25 protein-coding genes are annotated in these 23308 nt (G+C 58.5%); 22 read left to right on the forward strand and 3 right to left on the reverse strand.

Annotated features, from left to right (window positions below):
- Positions 1 to 133: 133 nt before the first annotated feature.
- A complete protein-coding gene (locus tag ACKXF9_RS04220; protein WP_418265398.1) occupies positions 134 to 982 on the forward strand; it encodes a DegV family protein in 849 nt (282 codons plus the stop codon).
- 36 nt (positions 983 to 1018) lie between these two features.
- Here ACKXF9_RS04220 and coaBC read toward each other — a convergent pair whose 3' ends face one another.
- Positions 1019 to 2215, reverse strand: a complete 1197-nt coding sequence (gene coaBC / locus ACKXF9_RS04225; protein ID WP_418265399.1) for a bifunctional phosphopantothenoylcysteine decarboxylase/phosphopantothenate--cysteine ligase CoaBC — start codon at positions 2213 to 2215, stop codon at positions 1019 to 1021.
- Positions 2216 to 2443: 228 nt separating this feature from the next.
- Between coaBC and ACKXF9_RS04230 the strand changes: the two genes are divergently transcribed.
- From ACKXF9_RS04230 to ACKXF9_RS04295, 14 genes are all read left to right on the forward strand, one after another.
- Positions 2444 to 3340, forward strand: a complete 897-nt coding sequence (locus tag ACKXF9_RS04230; RefSeq protein WP_418265400.1) for a type III pantothenate kinase — start codon at positions 2444 to 2446, stop codon at positions 3338 to 3340.
- 31 nt (positions 3341 to 3371) lie between these two features.
- Positions 3372 to 4352 (forward strand): Gfo/Idh/MocA family protein, encoded by a 981-nt coding sequence (locus ACKXF9_RS04235; RefSeq protein ID WP_249237926.1) that lies wholly within the window; start codon positions 3372 to 3374, stop codon positions 4350 to 4352.
- A gap of 147 nt (positions 4353 to 4499) precedes the next feature.
- The gene (locus tag ACKXF9_RS04240) at positions 4500 to 5093 is read left to right on the forward strand and encodes an ECF transporter S component (RefSeq protein ID WP_005943857.1); all 594 of its coding nucleotides are present in this window, start codon (positions 4500 to 4502) and stop codon (positions 5091 to 5093) included.
- 308 nt (positions 5094 to 5401) lie between these two features.
- Entirely contained in the window at positions 5402 to 6193 is a 792-nt protein-coding gene (locus tag ACKXF9_RS04245) for a dipicolinic acid synthetase (protein ID WP_418265401.1), read from the forward strand.
- Positions 6190 to 6780: a dipicolinate synthase subunit B gene (locus ACKXF9_RS04250; RefSeq protein WP_348584466.1), complete on the forward strand. Its 591-nt coding sequence runs from the start codon at positions 6190 to 6192 to the stop codon at positions 6778 to 6780. Before ACKXF9_RS04245 ends, ACKXF9_RS04250 begins: the two co-directional genes overlap by 4 nt.
- A 96-nt stretch (positions 6781 to 6876) precedes the next feature.
- Positions 6877 to 8190: a D-alanyl-D-alanine carboxypeptidase family protein gene (locus tag ACKXF9_RS04255; protein WP_418265402.1), complete on the forward strand. Its 1314-nt coding sequence runs from the start codon at positions 6877 to 6879 to the stop codon at positions 8188 to 8190.
- A gap of 126 nt (positions 8191 to 8316) precedes the next feature.
- Positions 8317 to 8883, forward strand: a complete 567-nt coding sequence (rfbC, locus tag ACKXF9_RS04260; protein ID WP_044953950.1) for a dTDP-4-dehydrorhamnose 3,5-epimerase — start codon at positions 8317 to 8319, stop codon at positions 8881 to 8883.
- A gap of 6 nt (positions 8884 to 8889) precedes the next feature.
- Positions 8890 to 9699 carry an ABC transporter permease gene (locus ACKXF9_RS04265; RefSeq protein WP_223388262.1) on the forward strand — a complete coding sequence of 270 codons (810 nt, stop codon included), beginning with the start codon at positions 8890 to 8892 and terminating at the stop codon, positions 9697 to 9699.
- Positions 9700 to 9711: 12 nt separating this feature from the next.
- Positions 9712 to 10455, forward strand: coding sequence for an ABC transporter ATP-binding protein (locus ACKXF9_RS04270; protein ID WP_005943870.1), 744 nt, complete (start codon positions 9712 to 9714; stop codon positions 10453 to 10455).
- A 1-nt stretch (position 10456) separates the two neighbouring features.
- On the forward strand, positions 10457 to 12334 hold the full coding sequence (locus tag ACKXF9_RS04275) for a glycosyltransferase family 2 protein (RefSeq protein ID WP_418265403.1): 1878 nt from the start codon (positions 10457 to 10459) through the stop codon (positions 12332 to 12334).
- A 4-nt stretch (positions 12335 to 12338) separates the two neighbouring features.
- Positions 12339 to 12875: a DUF5662 family protein gene (locus tag ACKXF9_RS04280; RefSeq protein WP_249235440.1), complete on the forward strand. Its 537-nt coding sequence runs from the start codon at positions 12339 to 12341 to the stop codon at positions 12873 to 12875.
- Positions 12876 to 13159: 284 nt separating this feature from the next.
- Positions 13160 to 13684, forward strand: coding sequence for a hypothetical protein (locus ACKXF9_RS04285; RefSeq protein ID WP_249235441.1), 525 nt, complete (start codon positions 13160 to 13162; stop codon positions 13682 to 13684).
- Positions 13685 to 13705: 21 nt separating this feature from the next.
- Positions 13706 to 14242, forward strand: coding sequence for a hypothetical protein (locus ACKXF9_RS04290; protein WP_249235442.1), 537 nt, complete (start codon positions 13706 to 13708; stop codon positions 14240 to 14242).
- 394 nt (positions 14243 to 14636) lie between these two features.
- The gene (locus tag ACKXF9_RS04295; RefSeq protein WP_418265404.1) at positions 14637 to 15200 is read left to right on the forward strand and encodes a hypothetical protein; all 564 of its coding nucleotides are present in this window, start codon (positions 14637 to 14639) and stop codon (positions 15198 to 15200) included.
- 169 nt (positions 15201 to 15369) lie between these two features.
- Here the strand turns inward: ACKXF9_RS04295 and ACKXF9_RS04300 are convergent, their stop codons facing one another.
- Positions 15370 to 15495, reverse strand: coding sequence for a hypothetical protein (locus ACKXF9_RS04300; protein WP_005943878.1), 126 nt, complete (start codon positions 15493 to 15495; stop codon positions 15370 to 15372).
- A 312-nt stretch (positions 15496 to 15807) separates the two neighbouring features.
- On the opposite strand from ACKXF9_RS04300, the gene rsxC reads away from it, so the two are divergent.
- The 7 genes from rsxC to ACKXF9_RS04335 all read left to right on the forward strand — a co-directional run bounded on the left by rsxC (position 15808) and on the right by ACKXF9_RS04335 (position 22515).
- Positions 15808 to 17124, forward strand: a complete 1317-nt coding sequence (rsxC, locus tag ACKXF9_RS04305) for an electron transport complex subunit RsxC (protein WP_418265405.1) — start codon at positions 15808 to 15810, stop codon at positions 17122 to 17124.
- Positions 17124 to 18083, forward strand: a complete 960-nt coding sequence (locus tag ACKXF9_RS04310) for an RnfABCDGE type electron transport complex subunit D (protein ID WP_418265406.1) — start codon at positions 17124 to 17126, stop codon at positions 18081 to 18083. The genes rsxC and ACKXF9_RS04310 overlap by 1 nt, the downstream gene beginning before the upstream one ends.
- Positions 18080 to 18628 carry an FMN-binding protein gene (locus tag ACKXF9_RS04315; RefSeq protein ID WP_249237933.1) on the forward strand — a complete coding sequence of 183 codons (549 nt, stop codon included), beginning with the start codon at positions 18080 to 18082 and terminating at the stop codon, positions 18626 to 18628. The genes ACKXF9_RS04310 and ACKXF9_RS04315 overlap by 4 nt, the downstream gene beginning before the upstream one ends.
- Before the next feature lie 16 nt (positions 18629 to 18644).
- The gene (gene rsxE, locus ACKXF9_RS04320; protein WP_005943886.1) at positions 18645 to 19310 is read left to right on the forward strand and encodes an electron transport complex subunit RsxE; all 666 of its coding nucleotides are present in this window, start codon (positions 18645 to 18647) and stop codon (positions 19308 to 19310) included.
- A 1-nt stretch (position 19311) separates the two neighbouring features.
- Positions 19312 to 19944 (forward strand): electron transport complex protein RnfA, encoded by a 633-nt coding sequence (locus ACKXF9_RS04325; RefSeq protein WP_005943888.1) that lies wholly within the window; start codon positions 19312 to 19314, stop codon positions 19942 to 19944.
- A 15-nt stretch (positions 19945 to 19959) separates the two neighbouring features.
- Positions 19960 to 20859 (forward strand): RnfABCDGE type electron transport complex subunit B, encoded by a 900-nt coding sequence (locus ACKXF9_RS04330; protein WP_249237934.1) that lies wholly within the window; start codon positions 19960 to 19962, stop codon positions 20857 to 20859.
- Positions 20860 to 21375: 516 nt separating this feature from the next.
- Positions 21376 to 22515, forward strand: a complete 1140-nt coding sequence (locus ACKXF9_RS04335) for an MFS transporter (protein ID WP_418265407.1) — start codon at positions 21376 to 21378, stop codon at positions 22513 to 22515.
- 161 nt (positions 22516 to 22676) lie between these two features.
- Here the strand turns inward: ACKXF9_RS04335 and ACKXF9_RS04340 are convergent, their stop codons facing one another.
- Positions 22677 to 23306 carry an epoxyqueuosine reductase QueH gene (locus ACKXF9_RS04340; RefSeq protein WP_348584484.1) on the reverse strand — a complete coding sequence of 210 codons (630 nt, stop codon included), beginning with the start codon at positions 23304 to 23306 and terminating at the stop codon, positions 22677 to 22679.
- Positions 23307 to 23308: the final 2 nt, after the last annotated feature.

A 23308-nucleotide genomic window follows, 5' to 3' on the forward strand; every position in this document is an offset into this window, starting at 1 on the left:
ATTTACATTTGCCTTTGCAAAATACTTAACAACTTTGAATCATCTGTGGTAAAATAGAAAAGGACAATTTTTTAAGGGATCGTCGGTGCGGCCGACAGAGGATGCAGAACGGTTTTATAAAAGGAGAAATAATGTGAGAATCAAGATCACAGCGGACAGCACCTGCGACATGTCCGAAGAGCTTTTGGCACAGTGGGACATTGCCCTGATGCCCATGCACATTCTGATGGGCGAGGATAGCTATCTGGACGGCGTAACGATCTACCCGGCAGATGTGTTTGCCTATGTGAATGCGGGCGGCAAAATGCCCAAATCCGCCGCCGCAAATCTGGTGGAATATACCGAATTTTTTGAGCCGTTTGCCAAAGAGTGCGATGCGGTGATCCATATTTCGGTCAGCAGCAAGCTTTCGTCCTGCTTCCAGAATGCGAAGCTGGCGGCAGGCGAATTCGAGAATGTCTATGTGGTGGACAGCCAGAATATCTGTACCGGGCAGGGCTATCTGGTGCTGAAAGCGGCCAAGTGGGCTGCAGATGGCCTGCCCCCCCGCAACATTACGATGCGGCTGCAGAGCCTTGCCAAACGGGTAGAGCTGAGCTTTGTACTGGACCGGCTGGACTTTATGGCCAAGAGCGGCCGCTGCTCCGGTGTGCTGGCCTTCGGGGCAAACCTGCTGGGCATCAAGCCCGCACTGGAAGTGATCGACGGCGAGCTGAAGGTAGTCAAAAAATACCGCGGCAGCCTGCCCATCTGCGTGGGCAAGTACATCACCGACCGTCTGGTGGAACGCGACGACATCGAGGACAGCCTTGTGTTCATCTCCTCCTGCCAGCCGAAGCCCGGCTGCATGGACGCAGTGAAGGCGGGGCTGAAGAAATACGGCAGCTTCAAGGAATGCCACGAGACAGACATCGGCACCACCATCGGCGGCTATTCCGGCCCGGGTACCATTGGCATCGTGTTTGCACGGAAGGAAAAATAAAAAAGTGGCTGTTGCACATGCGACAGCCACTTTTTCTCACTGGGAGCGGCGTTTTAAAATTTCGTCCAGAATGGCGTCGGCCACATCCGCCTTGCTCATCAGCGGAAGCTCCCGGGCACCGTCCGGGGTGATGAGGGTGACTACATTGGTGTCCACGCCAAAACCGGCACCGGCCACCTTGAGATTATTTGCCACCACCATATCCAGATTCTTTCGGGTGAGCTTCGCAGAGGAGTTTTCCACAAGGTCGCGGGTCTCCATGGAAAAACCACACAGGAACTGGTGGGCCTTCCGGGGACCGATGGTGCCCAGAATATCCGGCGTGCGTTCCAGAGGAATGGACATGTCGCCGTCTTTTTTCTTGATCTTGTCGTTTGCTACGGCAGCGGGGCGGTAGTCGGCTACGGCAGCGGCCATGATGAGAACATCTGTGTCCTCAAAGCGGCTGGTGACGGCCTCGTACATCTGCTGGGCGGTGGTCACGGGCACATCGGTGGTGAAGCGGACCGGCTGCAGAGCGGTCTCGCCGTGGATGAGGGTGACATCCGCGCCGCGCATGGCGGCAGCCCGGGCAAGGGCGTAGCCCATCTTACCGGTGGAGTGATTGGTCAGGTACCGCACCGGGTCCAGGGCCTCCTGCGTGGGGCCGGCGGTGACGGCAATGCGCAGACCGGCAAGATCTTTGGGCCGGGCAATGGCATGCAGGATATACTCGATCAGCACATCTTCCTTAGGCAGACGGCCGCTGCCAACATCCTTGCAGGCCAGCACGCCGCTCTCGGAGGGGATCACCGTGAAGCCGTAGCGTTCCAGCGTGGCGATATTATCCTGCGTGATGGGGTTTTCCAGCATTCCGGTATTCATGGCCGGAGAAACGAGCTTGGGGCACTTTGCAGCCAACACTGTGGTGGTGAGCATATCATCGGCGATGCCGTGGGCCATCTTGGCGATGACGTTGGCAGTGGCCGGGGCGACAAGGATCACATCGGCTTTTTTTGCCAGCGAGATGTGGGTGACTTCAAACTTGAAATCCCGGTCAAAGGTATCCACCATGCACTTGTGGCCGGTAAGCGTTTCAAATGTAACAGGGGTGATGAACTGGGTCGCATTTTTGGTCATGATGACCTCCACATCGGCTCCCAGCTTGCGCAGTGCGCTGGCCACGTTAGCCATTTTATAGGCGGCAATGCCGCCGCTTACGCCCAGAAGGACGCATTTCCCTTTCAGATCCATTGGTAAAACCTCCTGCAAAAACGTACTGTTTCCACATATCTTCCTTTAGTATAATGCAAAAGTTCCGCCAGCACAACAAAATCTTTGTACAGGCTTGTAACTGGGGACAAAATGCGGTAAAATACAGCTTGACAAAGAATAGACAGACTGCGGTGAGGGGCAGGCCATCGGGGAGCTTTCTCCGCCGTCCTGCCGGATACTGCCGCGTTATAAAGGGAAAACAGAATTATGATCTTAGCCATTGATATAGGCAACACCACCGTCGCCCTTGGGGGCATTCGGGACGGACGTGTATGCTTTGTGGCGCGCATGGACACGGTGCGCACCCGCACGGCTGCAGAATATCGTGCCGAAATGGATAAAATTTTTGCGCATCGCCGCCACCCGGAACGGCCCATGCGGTTTGAGGGCGCTGTGCTCACCAGCGTGGTGCCCCAGATCACGGGGGCGCTGGCGGAGTGCGCCCGCTATTATACGGGCAGGAAGCCGGTCATCGTCTCGCCGGAGATCCGAACCGGACTGACCATGGGCGTGGATGAACCCCACGCCGTGGGCAAGGATCGCCTTGTGGATGCGGCTTATGCGGCGGCAAATTTTCCGCTGCCGGTGGTCACGGTGGATCTTGGCACTGCCACGACCTTTAATGTGGTGGACGAGAACCGCGTGTTCCGGGGCGGTGTCATCTGCCCGGGGCTTTCCACCGGGCTGCGGGCACTGGGCGACCGCTGTGCCCAGCTGCCGCAGGTGCATCTTGGCTCGCCCAAAAGCGCCATTGGCACCAACACCGAAAAATGCATGCTGTCCGGCTCCGTGATGGGCACGGCTGTGCTCATTGACGGCATGGTGCAGCGCATTGAGGAAGAGCTTGGCCGTCCGGCCACTCTGGTGGTAACAGGAGGACTGGCAAAGTATGTGACACCGCTGTGCCGCCACCCGCTGACCTACGACCCGGAGCTGCTGATGAAGGGACTTGCCCTTTTGTACCAGCTCAATGCGTCCCAGCCGCAGCACCACAGTGCGGGCGGCGGCAGGCATTATGCCAAGCAGAACCAGCACGGCCACGCGAAACAGCGCGCCTACAGCAAAAAGCGCACCCGCCGCGAGCCGGAAGCACTGGCAGGCTGATGCGGGACGATAGGATAGGGAGAAAAAACAGATGAAATTAGGCATTCTTGGCACGGGAAAGATCGTGCGGGAATTTTTGCCCTGGCTGGTGGAGCACACGCCCTTTGCGGTGCAGGCCATCTGCAGCACCGAGCGCAGCGCCGAGCTGGCCCAAAGCCTTTGCGGCCAGTATGGCGTGCCGCAGCACACCACCAACTTTCTGGAGCTGCTGCAGTGGGTGGATGTGGTGTACATCGCAGTGCCGAACCTGCAGCATGTGCGCTACGCCCGCGTGGCGCTGGAGGCAGGCAAACACGTGATCGTGGAAAAGCCGCTGGCCCCCTCGGCAGCACAGACCGAAGAGCTGGTGGAGCTGGCGCGGCGCAAAAAGGTGTTTCTGTTCGAGGCCGTGACCACCCAGTATCTTGAAAATTACGCAAAGATCCGGGAGCTGCTGCCCCGCATCGGCACCGTGAAGCTGGTACAGTGCAATTTCAGCCAGTATTCCAGCCGGTACGATGCCTTCTGTGCAGGCGATGTGCAACCTGCCTTTGACCCGGCCTGTGCCGGCGGTGCCCTGATGGATCTGGGCGTGTACAATGTGAGCTATATCGTGGGCCTGTTCGGCGAACCGAATCAGGTAAAATATACCGCCAACATGGAGCGCGGCATCGACACCAGCGGCATCCTGACGATGGATTACAGCGGCTTCAAGGCTGTGAGCATCGCCGCCAAAGACTGCGCGGCCCCGGCCCGGTACATCATTCAGGGCACGAAGGGCTATATCCTGCAGAAATCCACCGCCAACTGCTGCGGCGGCGTCACCTTCCACCCCAACGAGGGCAAGGAGGAGCACTACAATCTGAACGGCGGCAGGCCACGGCAGGCGGCAGAGTTTGAAGCTTTTGCCCGTGCGCTGGAAAACGGCGATCAGGAGCTGTGCACCCGGATGCAGGATACCACCATCGCGGTCAGCCGTGTGCTGACGGTGGCCCGCCGCAGTGCGGGCATCCGCTTCCCGTGCGACCGCTGACCCTCAAAACAGCCATTTCCATTGGAACACGCCCTGACAAAACGCGCTCCGATCTGTTTGAATATTTACTCAAAACCCGCATAGAGCGGGCAGGTTTGCGCCGTATCCGACGTATCGGGCGGAACGGCAGCAGGAGGAAAACTGAATATGAAAAATACGAAAACTCTTACCCGTGTGGCACTGCTGGTTGCCATTGAGCTGGTCATGAAGATGGTGGGTCTGGGCAGTGTGCCTGTGGGCCCGCTGTACATGAGCTTCCTGACCCTTCCCATCGCAGTGGGCGCCATCACCATGGGCCCGGCGGTGGGTGCGCTGCTGGGCGGCGTGTTCGGCGCAGTGAGCTTCTATGACGCCATCACCGGTGCTTCCGCCATGACCGGCGCACTGTTTCAGGTGAGCCCCGTCAACACCTTTATCCTGTGTGTGGGTATGCGTGTGCTGATGGGCCTGTGCTGCGGCCTGATCTTCAGCGGTCTGAAGCGCTTTGACAAGCCCGGCACCTGGAGCTACATCCTCAGCGCCATGAGTGCACCCTTCCTGAACACCGTGTTCTTTATGGGCTGGATCGTGCTGGCCTTCTATGGCTGCGACTACGTGCAGAACCTGGTGTCCGTCAAGGGCGCTGCGAACCCCTTTATGTTCGTGGTGCTGCTGGTCGGCGTGCAGGGCGTGGCCGAGTTCCTTGTCTCCGGCATTCTGGGCGGCATCGTAGCCCGTGCCGTGGCAAAGTTCGTAAAATAAAAGATGTGCCGAATGTCAGGGCGGCGCATCCGTGTTATGAATAAAATCCAAAGCTCCTCCGGCGGCTGCCGGGGGAGCTTTTTGCTGGGAACGCTCCGCTCGCTCTGCTTCAAAAAGGGGGCTTGACCTTGCGGGAACCGGCACATGTTGTTCACCGCCCAAGCCCCTTCCCGTGAAACCCGAAATTTAAAATCTTTTTTCCGCTGAAGATGCGCAGAGCAGCGCGGAGCGCATTCAAAATCGTCCCTCTCACGTATTTCCATCTTCCTGCATAGGATGGCGCACAGCGGAAAAGGGGAGGGAACGGCATGGAGACAAAGCGGTTTGCGATCGTGGGCACCGATGCCCGGCAGGCGGCGGCAGGCCGGGCACTGGAACGGGCGGGCTGTGCGGTGAGCGGAGCCGAACAGGTGGCGCGGGCAGACTGCATCCTGCTGCCGCTCCCGCTGGACGAGAGCCGCACCCCGCTGGCAGAGCTGCTGCGTGCCGCAAAGCCCGGCGCGGTGGCGCTGGGCGGCAGGCTCTCGGCGCAGGCAAAGACCATCGCGCAGGAAGCGGGCGTGGAGCTGGTGGATTACTACGCGCGGCCGGAGCTGGCCATCTACAATGCCATCCCCACGGCGGAAGGGTGCATCGGCATCCTGCTGCGGGAGAGCACCCGCACCCTGTGGGGCGCAAACATCCTGCTGCTGGGCTTTGTCCCGGTGGGGCAGGCGCTGGGGGTACGGCTGGCAGCGCTGGGAGCAGATGTGACCGTCTGCGCCCGGCGTCCGGAACAGCGTGCTCTGGCCGAGAGCCTTGGCCTGCGCGGTGCAGAGCTGGCCCGGCTGGGCGCTCTGGCCCCGGCCTTTGACCGGGTGGTGAACACGATCCCTGCACCGGTGCTGACAGAGCCGGTGCTGACGGCCCTGCGGCCCGGAAGCCTGATCGTGGATTTGGCCTCGAAGCCCGGCGGAACGGATTTTGCGGCAGCGCAGCGGCTGGGCCTCCGTGCCATCCATGCACTGAGCCTGCCGGCGGTCTGCGCGCCGGAAACAGCGGGCGAAGCGGTGGCACGCACGGTGCTGGCCATTTTGCGGGAGCGGGAGGAATGCACATGACCACACAGAAAAGGGGAAGCGCCGCATTTGCAGTGTGCGGCAGCTTCTGCACGCTGGAAACAGCATTGGAAGCAGCGCGGATGCTGACGCTGCAGGGCTGGGACTTGCTGCCCATCATGAGCTTTGCGGCCGGACAGGACACCCGCTTTGGCACCGGAACGTTCTGGAAGGAACGGCTGGAGGCCCTTACCGGGCACCCGGTGCTGGATACCCTGCAGGCCGTGGAACCATTGGGCCCCAGACAGATGGCGCAGGCGCTGGTCATTGCGCCCTGCACCGGGGCCACGCTGGCAAGGCTGGCGGCGGGCCTTTCCGATACGCCGGTGACGCTGGCGGCAAAGAGCCTGCTGCGGGTGGGGTGCCCGGTGCTGGTGGGCATTTCCACCAACGATGGGCTGGGAGCGTCGGGGGAAAACATCGCCCGGCTTTTCCAGCGCAAGCATTACTATTTTGTGCCCTACGGGCAGGATGACCCCATTGCCAAGCCCAGCAGCCTGAAGGCGGACTTTGCCCGTCTGCCCGCTGCACTGGACGCTGCGCTGGCCGGGCGGCAGCTGCAGCCCGTTCTGCTGCAAAACAACGTTTGAATGGCTTTTCAGCCGGGACAAAATGTGGTATACTGAATTTGATGCTTTGCCGGTGCAGTACGGCCGGGCAGAATAAGCTTCGATGGAGAAAACCAGATGAAAAAACTGACCGCAGCGCTGTGTGCTGTGCTGCTTGTGTTCTGTATGTTCGTGCCGGGGGCTGCGGCGGCTGGCCCTGCCCTTGGTGCCACCCGCGCTTACTGCATCATCGATGCAGACACCGGCCTTGTGCTGGCACAGCAGAATATGAACGAAGAGCTGCACCCGGCGTCCATCACCAAGGTGATGACGCTGGGTCTTGCCTGCGAAAAGGCGCAGGGAAGCTGGGAGGATACAAAGCTGACCGTGAGCCACGAGGATGTGTACTCGCTGGCAGGCACCGATTCCAGCCACATCGCCCTGCTTGAAGGCGAAGAGGTCCCCCTGACGGATGCGCTGTATGCCACCCAGATGGCCAGCGCCAACGACGGCGCCAACCTGCTGGCCGAATATTTCGGCGGCGGCACCATCGCGGACGGCGTGGAGAAGATGAACGCAAAGGTGAAGGAACTGGGCCTTGCGCACACCCACTTTTCCAACCCCCATGGCATCAGCGACGAGGACCACTACACCAGCTGCTACGATATGGCGCAGATCCTGCGCTGGGCACTGGAGCAGCCGGGCTTTGAGCAGGTGTTCACCCGCAATGAGATGTACACCATGGACCCCACCAACATCCAGCCCGTGACCCGCTACTTTTCCCAGCAGGACAAGCTGCGCATCGGCTCCAGCCGGTACCATATCACATCGGTCAAGGGCTCCAAGCTCGGCTATACCAACACGGCCCGCTACAGCTACGCCTGTCTGGCGGAGCAGAACGGCGTCCGGCTCATCTGCGTGACCATGCAGAGCGAGCTGAGCACCGATAAATACAACGATGTCCGCACCCTGCTGGACTACGCCTTCAGCACCTTTACCGGCTACACCGACCTGCCCGCCCGGGGCGTGACCGCGCAGCTGCCGGTGATGGGCGGCGGCGGGAGCCTTGGCACCGTGACCGTCTCCGACCCCGGCGTGCGGCTGCTTCTGGCTGACGGCCTGACCGCGGAGGATGTGGAAGTGGCGCTGGAGCTGCCGGAGACCTATCTGCTGGGCACCGAGCCGGAGGTGTACGCAGTGTACACCGTCAAGGGCGGCACAAAGCAGGAAAAGACCAGCGTCCGGGTGGAAGCCGAAGTGACCGGCCTTGCCCAGCTGCTGGACGGCAGCACCGGCGTAGAGCTGGAAGCGGCCAAAGCGGTAAAGCCCAAAAGCCGGGTGCTGTGGCTGCTGGGCATTTCGCTGGGGTCCACGGCGGCGGCAGCGGCAGTGACCATTGTGGTGGTGCGGCTGCTGGCAAAGCGGAAAAAGCGCCGGGCCGGCCGCCGGTGATCATGCGCAAAAGCCTGCACAGGAGCAGACTTTTCCAGATAAAAATGAGAAGCGGCTTTTATGCGGACGAACACCGCGAAAAAGACCGCTTCCAAAATCGCTTTACAAAAAGAGAGGTACAAAACTATGGGCAAGTTTACGTTTACTCAGACCGAGATCCCCGGTGTTGTGGTCATCGAGCCGCAGGTGTTCGGCGACGACCGCGGCTACTTTATGGAGACCTACCAGAAGGATCAGTTTGCCGAAGCCGGCATCGATAAGGAGTTCGTGCAGGACAACCAGAGCCGCTCCACCCGCGGTGTGCTGCGCGGCCTGCACTTCCAGAAGAACCACACGCAGGGCAAGCTGGTGCGTGTGACCAAGGGCGAGGTGTTCGACGTGGCCGTGGACTGCCGCCCCCACAGCGCCACCTTCGGCAAGTGGGTGGGCGTGACCCTGTCCGAGGAGAACAAGAAGATGTTCTATATCCCGGAGGGCTTTGCACACGGTTTTCTGGTGCTGAGCGATGTGGCAGAGTTCTGCTACAAGTGCACCGATGTCTACGACCCCACCAGCGAGGGCGGCATCCCCTACGATGACCCCACCGTGAACGTGCAGTGGCCGGACTGCGGCTGTGAGCACAAGACCAGCGCAAAGGACAAGCTGCACGAGCCCTTTGCTGCACAGAAGTTTGAATATTTTGAAAAGTGGTGATCGCCTGTGGCAAAATTCAAAGCAATGTGGAACGGCTTCTGGTGCTACCGCTACCTGCTGTGGAATCTGGTCAGCCGTGACTTCAAGCTCAAATACCGCCGCAGCGTGCTGGGCGTGGTGTGGAGCGTTCTGAACCCGCTGCTCATGTGCCTTGTGTACTGGGCCGTGTTCAGCAGTCTGATGGACATGCGGGGCAGCGGCATCGACAACTTTGCCGTGTTCCTGATGTGCGGCCAGCTGCTGTTCAACTTCTTCAACGAGGCCACCTCCACCGGCATGAGCAGCGTGCTGGGCGCAGCGCCCCTGCTCAAAAAGGTGTATATCCCCAAGTATATCTTCCCGCTGGAAAAGTGCTGCTTTGCCATGGTGAACTGCGTGTTCAGCTTTGTGGCACTGCTGCTGGTGATGATCTTCACCGGTGCACCCTTCCACCTGACCCTCATCGAGGCGGTCTACCCGCTGGTGACGCTGTTCTTCTTCAGTCTGGGCGTGGGCCTGCTTCTGGCAGCGGCCACCGTGTTCTTCCGGGATATCATGCACATCTGGAGCGTGTTCATCACCGCATTGCTGTATTTTTCCGCCATCTTCTACGATCCCACCCAGATGACCTTTTCCATCGGCGGGTTCAACATGCAGCAGATCATCAAGCTGAACCCCATGTACTGGTACATCACAGGCTTCCGCCGTACCGTGATGTGGGGCATCCCGCTGGATTTCAACATGTTCGCGGTGTGCGGCTGCTGCGCCGTGCTCTCCATGCTGGTGGGCGTGTGGGTGTTCCGCAAAACGCAGGACCGCTTTGTGCTGCATATTTAAGGAGGAAGAACAATGGAACCGATCATCAAAGTGGACAATGTTTCCATGTGCTTCAACCTCTCCAAGGAAAAGCATGAGAGCCTGAAGGAATACTTCCTTGCCATGGTGCAGGGCCGCCTGCAGTACGACGAATTTTACGCCCTCAAGGACGTGAGTCTGGACATCATGCCCGGCGATTTCTACGGCCTTGTGGGCCTGAACGGCTCGGGCAAATCCACCCTGCTCAAGACCATTGCGGGCGTGTACAAGCCCAGCAAGGGCAAGGTGACGGTCCGCGGCTCCATCGCCCCGCTCATCGAGCTGGGCGCGGGCTTTGATATGGACCTGACCGCCCGCGAGAACATCTACCTCAACGGCACGGTGCTGGGCTTCTCGCCCAAGTATCTGGACGAAAAATTTGATGAGATCGTGGAGTTCAGCGAGCTGCAGAACTTTCTGGATGTGCCGCTGAAGAACTACTCCTCCGGCATGGTGGCCCGCATCGGCTTTGCCATTGCCACCATCACCAAGCCCGATATCCTCATTGCGGACGAGGTGCTTTCGGTGGGCGATTTCCTGTTCCAGCAGAAGTGCGAAAAGCGGATGCAGGAGCTGATGGCAGGCGGCACCACGGTCATTCTGGTGTCCCACTCCATCGAGCAGATCGAGCGCATGTGCAGCAAGGTGGCATGGCTGAGCCACGGCCACCTGAAAATGAACGGCGATACGGCAACGGTCTGCGCAGCCTACAAGGCAACGCAGCGCGGCGAGGCCTGATATGAATGTACGACTGAAACGAGCCCGAGAGCTGGCAGGCTATGCGGTGCAGCTGACGAGGGACGAGGGCCTGCCCACCATGCTCAAACGGGGCGCGGGCTTTGTCAAGCGCCGCTGCTTTGGCAAGCGTGCCCGCTATCTGCCCGCAAAAAAGGTGCTGGAAGCCCAAAAAGCAGAAATGGCCGGCAAAACGGCGGCAGACTGCGGCCTGCCCACCATCAGCATCCTGACCCCGCTGTATAACACACCGGAAAAATACCTGCGGGAATTTCTGGATTCCTTTGTGAACCAGACGTCCCCCAACGGTCAGCTCTGCCTTGCGGATGCTTCCGATGCAGAACATGCCGATGTGAAGCGCATCGCAGAGGAATATCAGGCAAAATATCAACGTATCGTATACAAAAAGATCGAAAACAAGGGCATCGCGGCCAACACCAACGCTGCGGCAGAGCTTGCCGCAGGGGAATATCTGGCCCTTGCCGACCACGATGACATCCTTGCACCCCACGCCCTGTACACCATGGGTAAAGCCATTCTGCAGCTGCGGCAGCGCGGCGAGCCGGACGGCTTTCTGTACAGCGACGAGGCACTGTTCACCAAGAGCATCCAGCGGCCCATGGTGGCCCACTTCAAGCCGGACTACGCCCCGGACTACCTGCTGTGCTGCAACTACATCTGCCATCTGGCGGTGTTCCGGAAAGCCCTGTGGGACGCCATTGGCGGCGAGCGCCCGGAGTGCGACGGCAGTCAGGACCACGACCTGTTCCTGCGCCTTGCCGAAAAGACCGGCGGCGCGGCCCATGTGCCGCAGGTGCTGTACTACTGGCGGGTGCACGCAGGCTCCACCTCCGGCGGCGCGGACGCCAAGCCCTATGTGGCGGCGGCGGCAAAAAAGGCGCTGGCCGACCATCTGGCCCGCACCGGACGCACCGGCACCGTGGAGGACGGCCTGTTCCCCAGCACCTACCGGGTGAAGTGGGACATTGTGGGCGAACCGAAGGTGAGCATCCTCATTCCCAATAAGGACCACACCGAGGATTTGGAAAAGTGCCTGCACAGCATCTGGACCAAAACCGGCTGGGAGAACTTTGAGGTCATCGTCATCGAGAACAACTCCACCGACCCGGCCACCTTTACCTATTATAAGGAAGCCCGGCAGCGCTACGACGGCCTGCAGGTGGTCAACTACCCGCAGAAGGGCTTCAACTTCTCCGGCATCAACAACTTTGGCCGACAGTACGCCAGCGGGGATTACCTGCTGCTGCTGAACAACGACGTGGAGGTGCGCAATGCCGACTGGCTCACCGAGCTGCTGCGGCAGTGCGCCCACCCCGGCGGCGCGGTCATCTGCGGCGCGGAGCTGCTTTACCCGGACGAGACGTTGCAGCATGCGGGCGTCGTGACCGGCCTTGGCGGCTACGCGGGCCACAGCCACAAATACCGCAAGGCAGGCGGCAGCGGCTACATGTTCCGCGCTGCCACGGTGCAGGACTTTTCCGCCGTCACCGGTGCCTGCCTGCTGGTAAAGACCAGCGTATGGGACGAAGTGGGCGGTCTGGACGAAGCCTTTGCGGTGGCCTTCAACGATGTGGACTTCTGCCTGCGGGTGCGGGATGCAGGGTACCGCATTGCATGGACACCCTACGCCCGGCTGACCCATTACGAAAGCAAGAGCCGCGGCGGCGACGAAAAAGACCCGGTGAAGGCCCGGCGCTTTGCCGCCGAGCAGCAGCGGCTGTATGCCGTGCACGGCAAGGCGAACATCCTGCACGACCCCTACTATAACCCCAACCTGACCATGGACCGGGAGGATTTTTCCGAAAGCAATGATCTGCGCGGGCTGAAAGAGGGACGCATCACGGTGCAGTGGAGGAAATAACAGCATGAACATCAAAGGCCATTTTGAGACCATCACCCGGCACAAGCTGCTGGTGATGAAATACTGCTTTGCCTGCGGGCTCTATGAGCAGGGCCTTGCCCACGACCTGAGCAAGTACAGCCCTACCGAGTTCATTCCGGGCTGCATCTACTATCAGGGCGACCACAGCCCCAACGAGGCCGAGCGCGCGGCGCGGGGCTACTCCTCCGCGTGGCTGCACCACAAGGGCCGCAACAAGCACCATCTGGAATACTGGATCGACTACAGCACCCGGAAGGCGGGCCTTGCCGGCATGAAGATGCCCCTGCGCTATGTGTGCGAAATGGTGTGCGACCGCGTGGCCGCCAGCCAGATCTATCTGGGCGACAGGTACACGGATGCTTCCCCGTGGGAATACTACGAGCGCAGCAAGACCCACTACCTGCTCCATCCGGAGACCCGCGCCCTGCTGGAAGAGCTGCTGAAGATGGTGCGCGACCTTGGGCATGACCGCACCTTTGAGCACATGAAATACCTGCTGGGCTGCGAAAAAGATTACTAAAAGGAATATTTTGTTTAAAAACACCGCTGAGGGAGACCCGGCGGTGTTTTTTTGTTGAAAAAATCAGGGATTTGAGTACAAAAATGCATTCAAAAAAGTATCCGAAAAGAAAGTGCAGGTGCCAAAAAAGAAAAGATATTTTTCACTGAAAAACCGTGAAAAAAGAGCAGATCAAACAAAAGTTCTTCCATGGAAAAATCTCCGGGGGAGGGTACAATAAAAGCAGGAAGGGAGTCGGAGAACATCCGCTCCGAAACATTCAACGATGGAAGGAGAATTTTGTTATGAAATTGTTCAAGCGCCTGATGACTGCTCTGCTGGCTGGTGTGCTGGCGATGGGGATGCTGGCCGGATGCAGCGGCGCACCGGCTGCCCCGAACACTCCGCTGCCCAATGACGCCGAAGCTCTGGCACTGTATCAGGGCGTCTCGGAAACCTGTAAAAAATATAATGTAAAGACGCCGGTTTACTGTGCTGAACTGGAACCCATCGCGCAGGAGATTGCCAAGGCGGCTGTGATTCACCGGTACTACACCACGCAACCGTCTGCTGCTGTGATCAACAAGGCTAAAATGGATGTGTCTGCTCTGATGGATGGTGCAGAGTATCTGGTGTATGAGTTGAACCCTTATGACACTGCAGCCAAAGCTCCGCTCTCCGTCAATAGCATGAAGAACACGATCATCCAGAAGGGTGCAAACCGTGTGGGTATTGCAATCGTCACCCTGACGAATGCCGATACCAAGGAAGAAGTAAAGTACGAGTGCACCGTGTATGTCCGTTTCCCGGATGCAGCTGCACAGGAATAAACCGGACAGGAGGAAAAAACGATGAAACTGTTTAAAAAACTGATGTCCGCAATGCTGGCCGGTGTGCTGGCGGTAGGGATGCTGGCTGGCTGTTCTGGCGGCAGTGTGAACGGCCCTGTGCCTACCAGTCCCCGCCCGGAAGACCCGGCCGTGCAGGCTGTATATGAAGTGATCGAGCAGAAAACCGCAAAGATGAACTTCGTTTCCGCCCCGGCCTACAGCAAAGAAGCTTCAGCACTGGCAGAAGCATATCTGAACGGCGGCGATAAGACCAAAGCATTTAACGAGCTGAAAGCCGCTCTGGCCCAGCAGGGCCTGCGCATTTCCAATGCACAGGATACCGCTGAAGCATCCAGCCTGAGCAAGTTTTCTGGTCCCGATGCTGTGTGGACCAGCGATCTGGAAGAAACCAACTATAGTTTGAACAAACGCTATACCGATACTATGATTGCGGGCTTGGTGGATTACCGCTGCAACAGCGTGGGCATTGCCGTGAAGGACGGCAAGATGTCGATCGTCTACCTGCGCATTACCGAGATCCCTGCTGAAAACAGCTGACCTCAGCATTTTTGCTTTCCTCATAAGTTCTCCAAGTGCAGCGCCCTGCCGGGCTTTCCCTCCGGCAGGGCGCTGCCGCGTTTTCGATGGTGCGCTTTACTGCAAAAAATACACGACATTATACCGGATGTATTATCCTGCTGCAAGGGCCCAGAAATAAATAAGAATTCTGAAAACACCGCTGAGGGAGACCCGGCGGTGTTTTTTGTATGCCATGAAAAAACATAAAACCACTCTAGTTGGCTATCACGCGGGACTGCAAAAAATACATGTCATTTTTTGTGGCATCCGCGAATTGACAAAAGGGTACGGGGGGGGGTAAACTTAACTCATCCAAGCCGGAGGGGTTCCGCTTGGGTGTGAAAAAACTCTGATAATCAGGAGGAAATGCAAAATGAAACTGTTCAAGAAACTGGCAGCAGCCGCTCTGGCAGCTGTTCTGGCCCTGTCTATGGTGGGCTGCGGTAAAGCAGAGGTTGGTGCTGCTTACAAGACCGAACTGACCAACATGCTGAAAGACAGCGTGTATGGCACAGGGGCTACTGTTGAAAATACGACAGAGCTGGACAACGCAGCTCAGGTGCTGCTGGCAAATGCACAGACCGAATATGGTAAGCTTACTGCCGATCAGCAGAAGGCTGTATCGAACCGCCAGATCACCGGCTGGCTGACCGCTGAGGCTGCTGTGGCAAAGGCAACTGGCCTGAAGGACAAGTGCTGCTTTGTGTCCTTTGTTGAGAACCCGAACCTTGTGAGCAACTTTGGCAATCAGTATAAGTATGCGATGATGATGGAGAGCCTGACGCCTAGTTATGATGGGAACAATCAGATTCATTTGAAGCCTAATCAGGCTATTGTTAACAGTGGGGCTAAGAAAAACGATACGAAGGATGTCAAGGTTGGCTTTGCAAGCGGCAAACTCGGTGACAAGACCTATGTTGTTATGGTCATGTTCTGATTTTTTGCCAAAGGAATAAACTGTTAAGTAAAACTCCCGGCACATGGAAAACCCCTTCCGCGTGCCGGGAGTTTTTGCGCCGATTATTTCCACAAAAAACCACAAATCCCCCAGCCCGGGCAGCGGCGTGCCGCTCAGGCTGGGGGATGCTTTTGTGCAGGACGCGGGGTTACTGCTCGTTCTCGTAGATCTGGATATAACGGGGTGCGTTCTTATCCTGAATGAACAGCAGCGCGGCGGTCAGGGCCACCGCCAGAGCAGTGAGGACGGCGAGCAGTGCTTTGAGAACCTTCATCGTTTCAAGCCTCCTTGGTAAGTCTGGCGCGGAGCGGGGGACGTTCCGCAGTTTTTGGTTGCCTTTAGTATAACATAATCCGCATACAAAGGCAAACACCGGATGCAGGAAGAAAAATACGGTGGTTAGTTGTATATAACTACGAAAAAATGAAAAGAAAGTTCAGGAAAATCCATCATTTTTGCGCCATTGTCGTTGACTTCCCACGCCAAAATGATACAATAAGTGTGTTAAGCAGCTGCTGTCCCTGTACCAGTGCGCCTGCATGGGCGTGGGGGCGGCAATTCAAGCAGAATGGGGGATTTGAATTCCATGTTGAACAAGCTGAAACGTGCGGCGCTTGGCGCGCATACGCCGCATGACAAGGCAACTGCTGCAAGCAAACCGATCCCGATGCCTCTGCCCGCGCAGGTACGCATCCTCATGAGCCAGCATATCGGCGCTCCCGCCAAAGCTCTGGTCAAAAAGGGCGACGAAGTGTTCGTTGGCACTAAGATCGGCGAGGCTGGCGGCTTCGTCTCTGCAAACATTCACTCCAGCGTTTCCGGCACGGTTGCCGCGGTGGAGCCCTTCCGTCTGTCCAATGGCCGCATGTGCGACTCTGTCGTTATCAAGACCGATGGCAAACAGACCGTGGACCCGGCTGTCAAGGCACCGGAAGTGACCGATAAGGCCAGCTTCCTCAAGGCTGTGCGTGAGTGCGGTCTGGTCGGTCTGGGCGGCGCAGGTTTCCCGACCGACGTAAAGCTGCAGCCCAAGCAGCAGGTGGATACCCTGCTGATCAACGCTTCCGAGTGTGAAGTGTGGCTGACCAGCGATACGCAGGAGATGCTGAACTGCAGCGATGATATCATCCGCGGCATCAAGGCCGTGCTGCAGTACACCGGCATCCCGAAGTGCGTCATCGGCATTGAGAACAACAAGCCCGAGTGCATCGACCTGCTGTGCAAAAAGACCAATGGCGACAGCACCATCGAGGTCAAGCCCCTGCCCAGTGTCTACGGCACCGGCGCAGAGCTGATCCTCATTGAAAAGTGTCTGGGCCGCGAAGTGCCCCACGGCGGTCTGCCCGCAGATGCCGGCGCTATCGTCATGAACGTGACCAGCGTCTCCACCCTTGGCAAGTATCTGGCTACCGGTATGCCGGTGGTCGAGCGCACCATCACCGTGGACGGCGACGCCTGCGCAAAGCCCCAGAACATCGTTGTCCCCGTGGGCACTGCCTATCAGGACATCATCGATTTTGCGGGCGTCAAGGGCGAGCTGGGCAAGGTGGTTGCCGGCGGTGCCATGATGGGCCCCGCTGTGGAGAACCTGAACTACCCCACCACCAAGACCACCTCCGGCCTGATCTTCCTGAGCAAGGCCGCTGCAGAGCCTGCACCGGTGAATCCCTGCATCCGCTGCGGCCGCTGCGTGGAGTACTGCCCCATGGGTCTGGAGCCTGTGGAGGTCAATCAGGCTTACGCTGCACGCGATGTGCAGGAGCTGGGCAAGCTGCATGCAGACTACTGCTTCAACTGCGGCAGCTGCTCGTTCGTCTGCCCGGCAAAGCGCCCTGTTACCCAGATGATGAGTCTGGCAAAGGCGTTCTACCTTGGTGAAATCAAAAAAGGAGGCAATAAGTAATGGATACGAAGCTTATTGTTTCGGCTTCCCCGCATGTGCGCAGCGAAGAGACCACCCAGAGCCTGATGGCCAACGTGATCGTCGCCCTGTGCCCCTGCGTGGTGGCCTCTGCCATCATTTTTGGCGTGCGTGCACTGCTGGTAACAGCCGTGTCCGTGGTGGCCTGCGTGGCCTTTGAGTGGCTGTACTGCAAGCTGCTCAAGAAGCCCAACCCCATCAGCGACCTGTCCGCCGTCGTCACCGGCATCATTCTGGCCATGAACGTGCCCGTGGGCATGCCCATCGGCCAGCTCATCATCGGTGATCTGGTGGCCATCGTCATCGTCAAGCAGCTGTTTGGCGGCATCGGCATGAACTTTGCCAACCCCGCTCTGGTGGGCCGTATCGTGCTGTTCATCAGCTTTGCCGGTTCCATGAACAAGTGGGTGTTCCCGGATGCAGCGGTGGATCAGCTGTCCAGCGCTACCCCGCTGGCTGTGGCCGATAAGTCCAAGCTGAGCCTGCTGGATCTGTTCATGGGCATCCACGGCGGTGTGCTGGGCGAGACCTGCGCACTGGCCATCGTGCTGGGCCTTGTCTATCTGGTGGCCACCAAGACCATCAGCATCGCCATCCCGGCTTCTTACGTCGGCAGCATGTTCGTGTTCTACCTCATTGCTACCCACAGCGTGCACGAGGCTCTGGTTGCCGTGCTGAGCGGCGGCCTGCTGTTCGGTGCCGTGTTCATGGCTACCGACTACGTTACCAGCCCCTTCACCCTGAAGGGCAAGCTGGTGTACGGCGTGGCACTGGGCATCGTCACCTTTGCCATCCGTTACTGGGGCAGCTACACCGAGGGCGTGTCCTTCGCACTGCTGTTCATGAACCTGTGGGTTCCCTACATCAACGATCTGACCCGTCAGACCCCGTATGGCTACATCAAGCCTGCAAAGAAAGCAAAGGAGGGTGCTGGCAAATGAGTAAGTCTTCCAACTGGGAGAGCACCATCAAGCCCATCGTTGTGCTGAGTGTTATCTCCCTGATCGCCAGCCTGCTGCTGGCACTGGTGAACGGCATGACCGCCCCGGTCATTGCCGAGAACACCAAGCGCACCACTCTGGCCGCTTATGTCGGCGTGCTGCCCTCCGTTTCGGACGCCAGCGAGCTGGAAGAAGTGACCGATTACACCACCGCCGGCATCACCGGCGTGGTCAAGACTCCGGACGGCAGCACTGCAATCAAGGCCGAGGAAAAGGGCTTTGACGGCGGTATCCTGACCGTTATCATGGGCTTTGATGCCAATGGTGCCGAGACCGGCATCTGGGTGGACGCTTCTACCCAGACCAAGGGCATCGGCTCCAACGTGAGCAGTGACGACTTCCTGGCGCAGTTCGATGGCATGGATGGTACCCAGAACATTGTGATGAATCAGGATTACGATGCCTACAGCGGCGCAACCATTTCGTCCACCGCTCTGTTTGCTGCCATCAATGACTGTGTCAACTGCTACAACGAGCTGGCGTAAAGGAGGTTGGTAAGAAATGGCACAAGAAAATAAGTCCAAGGTAAGCATCCTTACCAACGGCATTATCAAAGAAAACCCCGTTCTGCGTCTGGTTCTGGGTACCTGCTCCATTCTGGCAGTTACCACCGCAGTTTCCAGCGCTCTGGGCATGGGTGCCGCCTTCACCTTCGTGCTGGTGTGCTCCAATATCATGATCTCCCTGCTGCGCAAGGTGATCCCCGGCAAGGTGCATCTGCCCTGCTACATCGTCATTATCGCAAGCTTCGTGACCATCGTTCAGATGTTCATGCAGGCTTACATGGAAAGCCTGTACAACGCTCTGGGCGTGTTCCTGCCCCTGATCGTTGTCAACTGTATCATTCTGGGCCGTGCCGAGATGTTCGCCTGCAAGAACAGCATCGTGGACTCCGCACTGGACGGCGTGGGCATGGGCGTTGGCTACACCCTCACCGCTACCCTGATGGCCTCCATCCGTGAGATCCTGGGCAGCGGCACCTGGCTGGGCTTCCAGGTGATCCCGGAAAGCGTTGCCAAGGTCTCCATCATGACGCAGGCTCCCGGCGCATTCTTCTGCTTTGGCCTGTTGATGGCCGGCTGTGTGTGGCTGGAAGGCAAGCTGGACGCCCGCATCGAGCGCAAGAGCTGCTGCGACCTTGATAACCTGAAGAAGGAGGCAGAATAAGATGTTAGTAAAACTCGCTGCGATCTTCTTCAGCATGATCCTGGTCAACAACTACGTGCTGGTGAAGTTCTACGGTATCTGCCCGTTCCTGGGCGTTTCCAAAAAGCTGGATTCTGCGGTTGGTATGTCCGGCGCTGTCATCTTCGTCATGTTCATGGCAACGGCCGTTACCTTCCCCATCCAGATCTTCATTCTGGACCCGGCTGGTTTGAGCTACCTGCAGACCATCGTGTTCATTCTGGTCATTGCTGTTCTGGTGCAGTTCATCGAGATCTTCCTCAAGAAGTACGTGGTTGCACTGTATAACTCTCTGGGCGTTTACCTGCCCCTGATCACCACCAACTGCTGTGTTCTGGCTGTCACCATTCTGGTCGTGGGCGACTACGGCGCAGATGTGGCTGCTATGGGCTTCGGTGTTGCTTACATTGAGGCTCTGGTCTGTGCCATCGGCGCAGGCTGCGGCTTCATGCTGGCCATGGTCATGTTCAGCGGCGTGCGCAAGCGCGTGGAAGCCTGCGATCCCCCGGCACCCTTCAAGGGCCTGCCCATCACCCTGATCGCAGCAGCAATCACCAGCCTGTCCTTCATGGGCTTCGGCGGTATCGTCGAAAACCTGTTCAATGTCACGCTGTAAGGGAGGAACAGGATTATGAATATTGTATCTGCTGTTATCCTGTGTACCATCGTGGGCGCAGTCGGCGCGATCGTTCTGGTCGCAGCGGCCAAGTTCATGGCGGTGGAGGAAGACCCCCGCATTGAAGAAGTTACCAACTGCCTTGCCGGTGCAAACTGCGGCGGCTGCGGCTACGCAGGCTGTGCGGACTACGCAAAGGCTGTGGTCATGGACGGCGTGCCCTGCGACAAGTGCGCACCCGGCGGCCCCAAGGCTGCCGCTGCCATTGCCAAGATCATGGGCGGCACGGCTAGCGCCGTGGAAAAGAAGGCGGTTGTCCAGTGCCAGGGCAATTCCGAGCACTGCAAGCCTGCTTACGATTACAAGGGCATCCAGACCTGTGCAGCCGCTGCTGCGCTGTACGGCGGCCCCAAGACCTGCTCCTTTGCCTGCGTTGGTCTGGGCGACTGCACCAAGGTGTGTAAGTTCGATGCCATCCACATTGTGGACGGTGTTGCCAAGGTGGACAAGGACAAGTGCACCGGCTGCGGTGCCTGCGCAAACATCTGCCCCAAGCAGGTCATTATGATCGACGTGGGCGGCCCGCGCAAGCCGGTGGTCATGTGCTCCAACAAGGACAAGGGTCCTGTGGCCATGAAGGCCTGCACCACCTCCTGCATTGCCTGCGGTATGTGCGAGCGCACCTGTAAGTTTGACGCTATCCACGTGGTGGACGGCGTGGCCCGCATCGACTATGACAAGTGCAAGGGCTGCGGCATGTGTGCCCAGAAGTGCCCCAAGCACATCATCCTCTTCCCGCTGAAGGATGACCCCAATCCCCCGAAGCCGGTGGTGAAGCCCGCCGCTCCCGCTGCTGCCCCCGCAGCAAAGCCGGAAGCTAAGGCTGAGGCAAAGCCCGAGACCAAGGCAGAGTAAACTGTAAAAACCAAAGCCCGCCGTGCAGCGATGCCCGGCGGGCTTTTTGCATAGAAAATGATTGGAAATGCCCTCCGCGTTGCTCTGGGCATCTTCAGCGGAAAAATCATTTTTAATTTCGCGTTTGGAGTGACCGCATTTGCGCAGCAATGAAAGCCCCAGTGGGGCTTTTAAGCGGCAGAGCGGTCTGCGTAAGCAGATGGAGGGGTGTTGCCCCGACAAGCTCTGCGGAGCGCTCCAAACGCTTTTTTCACGAGAGGGGCTGTGACGGGAAAATGCATCTCATCTCTGCGACCTTTCTTGTGAAAATGGTAGAACGGAACGCCCGCAGGCGTTCCGTTCTACCGAAATCCAGAGTAATATTTCCTTGAATTATGCCCAGAGCAACGCGGAGGGCATTTTAAATCGTCCATGCCCCGGCGGGCTTTTTGCAACTTTTTGTAAGAAAATCCGGTTGCAATGAGGCGGAATTATGGTTAAATAGAAGGAGGATATTTTCACAGAAAGAGGACGATTATGGAACAACAGTCTGCACGCCTGCGGAATACAGGCTTTCTTACCTTCTTCTTCAGCGGCATCTGCGCCATCAGTGCGGGCGTTGTGGTCAGCCTTTTGCAGGAAGAGTACGGCTTTGCCTACGGCATGACCGGAACCCTGCTCTCGCTCATGAGCATCGGCAACCTGATCGCCGGGTTTCTGGTGGGCGTGCTGCCCGGTGCGCTGGGCATGAAACGCAGCGTGCTGCTGCTGACCATCGGCTACGCGGTGGGCTACAGCCTGATGGGCCTGACGGGTGCCGTGGCGGTGCTGGCGCTGGCGTTTTTTCTGGTGGGCATCGCCAAGGGCAGCGTCATGAACACCTGCACCATTCTGGTCAGCGATAACTCGGCCAACCGCACCCGGGGCATGAACCTGATGCACAGCTGCTACGCCTGCGGTGCGCTGCTGTGCCCTTTCCTCATTGCAGCGGCGGCAAGGGTGAGCACCGCGCTGGCAGTATTCCTGCTGGCAGTGCTGGGCCTGATGCTCTGGCTGGTGTATGGATTTACTCCGCTGGGCGGCGGGAGTCAGAAAACAGCCCGGACGAAAGAGGTCATCGACTGGAGCTTTCTGCACGCGCCGCGCTTCTGGCTGCTGACCGGCCTTTTGTTCTGCCAGAACGCGGCGGAGCAGAGCGTTACCGGCTGGATGGTGACCTATTTTAAGGGCAGCGGCATCATTGCTGGTTCGCTGGCGGCCTACACCGTCACGGTGATGTGGGGTGCCACATTGGTGGCACGCCTGCTCATTGCGTTCGTGTTCCCGTTCAGGAACCCGCGTAAGGCCATGGTGGGCATGAGCGTGCTGTGCACCTTCTTCTATGTGCTGCTGGTGCGGGCCGACACGCAGGGCATGGCCATTGTGCTGCTGTTTGCATTTGCATTCTCGATGGCAGGTCTGAACCCCACTGCGGTCGCCAGTGCAGGCCGCATGACCAGCGTTACCAGCATGGGCATCATGCTGCCGGCGGCGTCCAGCGGTGCCATCCTCATGCCGTGGATCATCGGCATCGTGGCCGAAAAGGCGGGCCTTGCCGCCGGTATGGCGTCCAATATCGTGCCCTGTGTGGGGCTGATTATTTTCACCCTGCTGGTAGCTAGATTGCCGGAGGAATAAACCCTCTCAGGCGCTATCGCGCCAGCTCCCCCGAAGGGGGGGGGAGCTTTATGCGCTAAAACCGTTTGGTATTCTCTTTTCAGTAAAGAAAATAACCGTTGGGAAGTAGAAAAAGCTCCCTTCTCGGGGGAGCTGGCATTGCGCAGCAATGACTGAGAGGGTTATTTCTCAATGCCACGTGCTTTTGCGCTGAACTCGCACCCGCAGTAGTCCTGCCGGTACAGGCCGTATTCCTCCGAAAGCTGCAGGCTGCGCAGGTAGCCGTTGTGCTTTTTGAAGTCTGAGGGCAGATGCTTGACCCCAAATTCTGCCTCCAGCTCCTGCCCGATGGCGTTGATACGCTTGGCGTCCTTGTGGGGGCTGATGGACAGCGTGGTGGTGAACCAGTCAAAGCCGTTTTCACTGGCGTACTGTGCCGCCCGGCGCATCCGCAGCCGGTAGCAGACCGTGCACCGACTGCCCCGCTCCGGCTCGTTTTCAAGGCCGGTGACGGCGGAGTAGAACTCCTGCGGGTCGTAGTGGTCCTCCACCACGGTCACACCCAGAGGATGGGCTGCCGCCACGAATTTCTTCAGTTCCTCGCCGCGGCGGTGGTATTCTTCCGCAGGCCAGGTGTTGGGGTTATAGTAAAGCACCGTGATCTCAAAATACTGGCACAGCTGTTCCAGCACGGCGCTGGAACAGGGCCCGCAGCAGGCGTGCAGCAGCAGGCGCGGACGGGTGCCGCCCAGCTCCTTGAGCACGGCATCCATCTGCTGTGCAAAATTCAATTGAGTTGCCATTTTTATCATCC

This window comes from Faecalibacterium sp. 9, from assembly GCF_048320955.1.
Lineage (GTDB): Bacteria > Bacillota > Clostridia > Oscillospirales > Ruminococcaceae > Faecalibacterium > Faecalibacterium wellingii.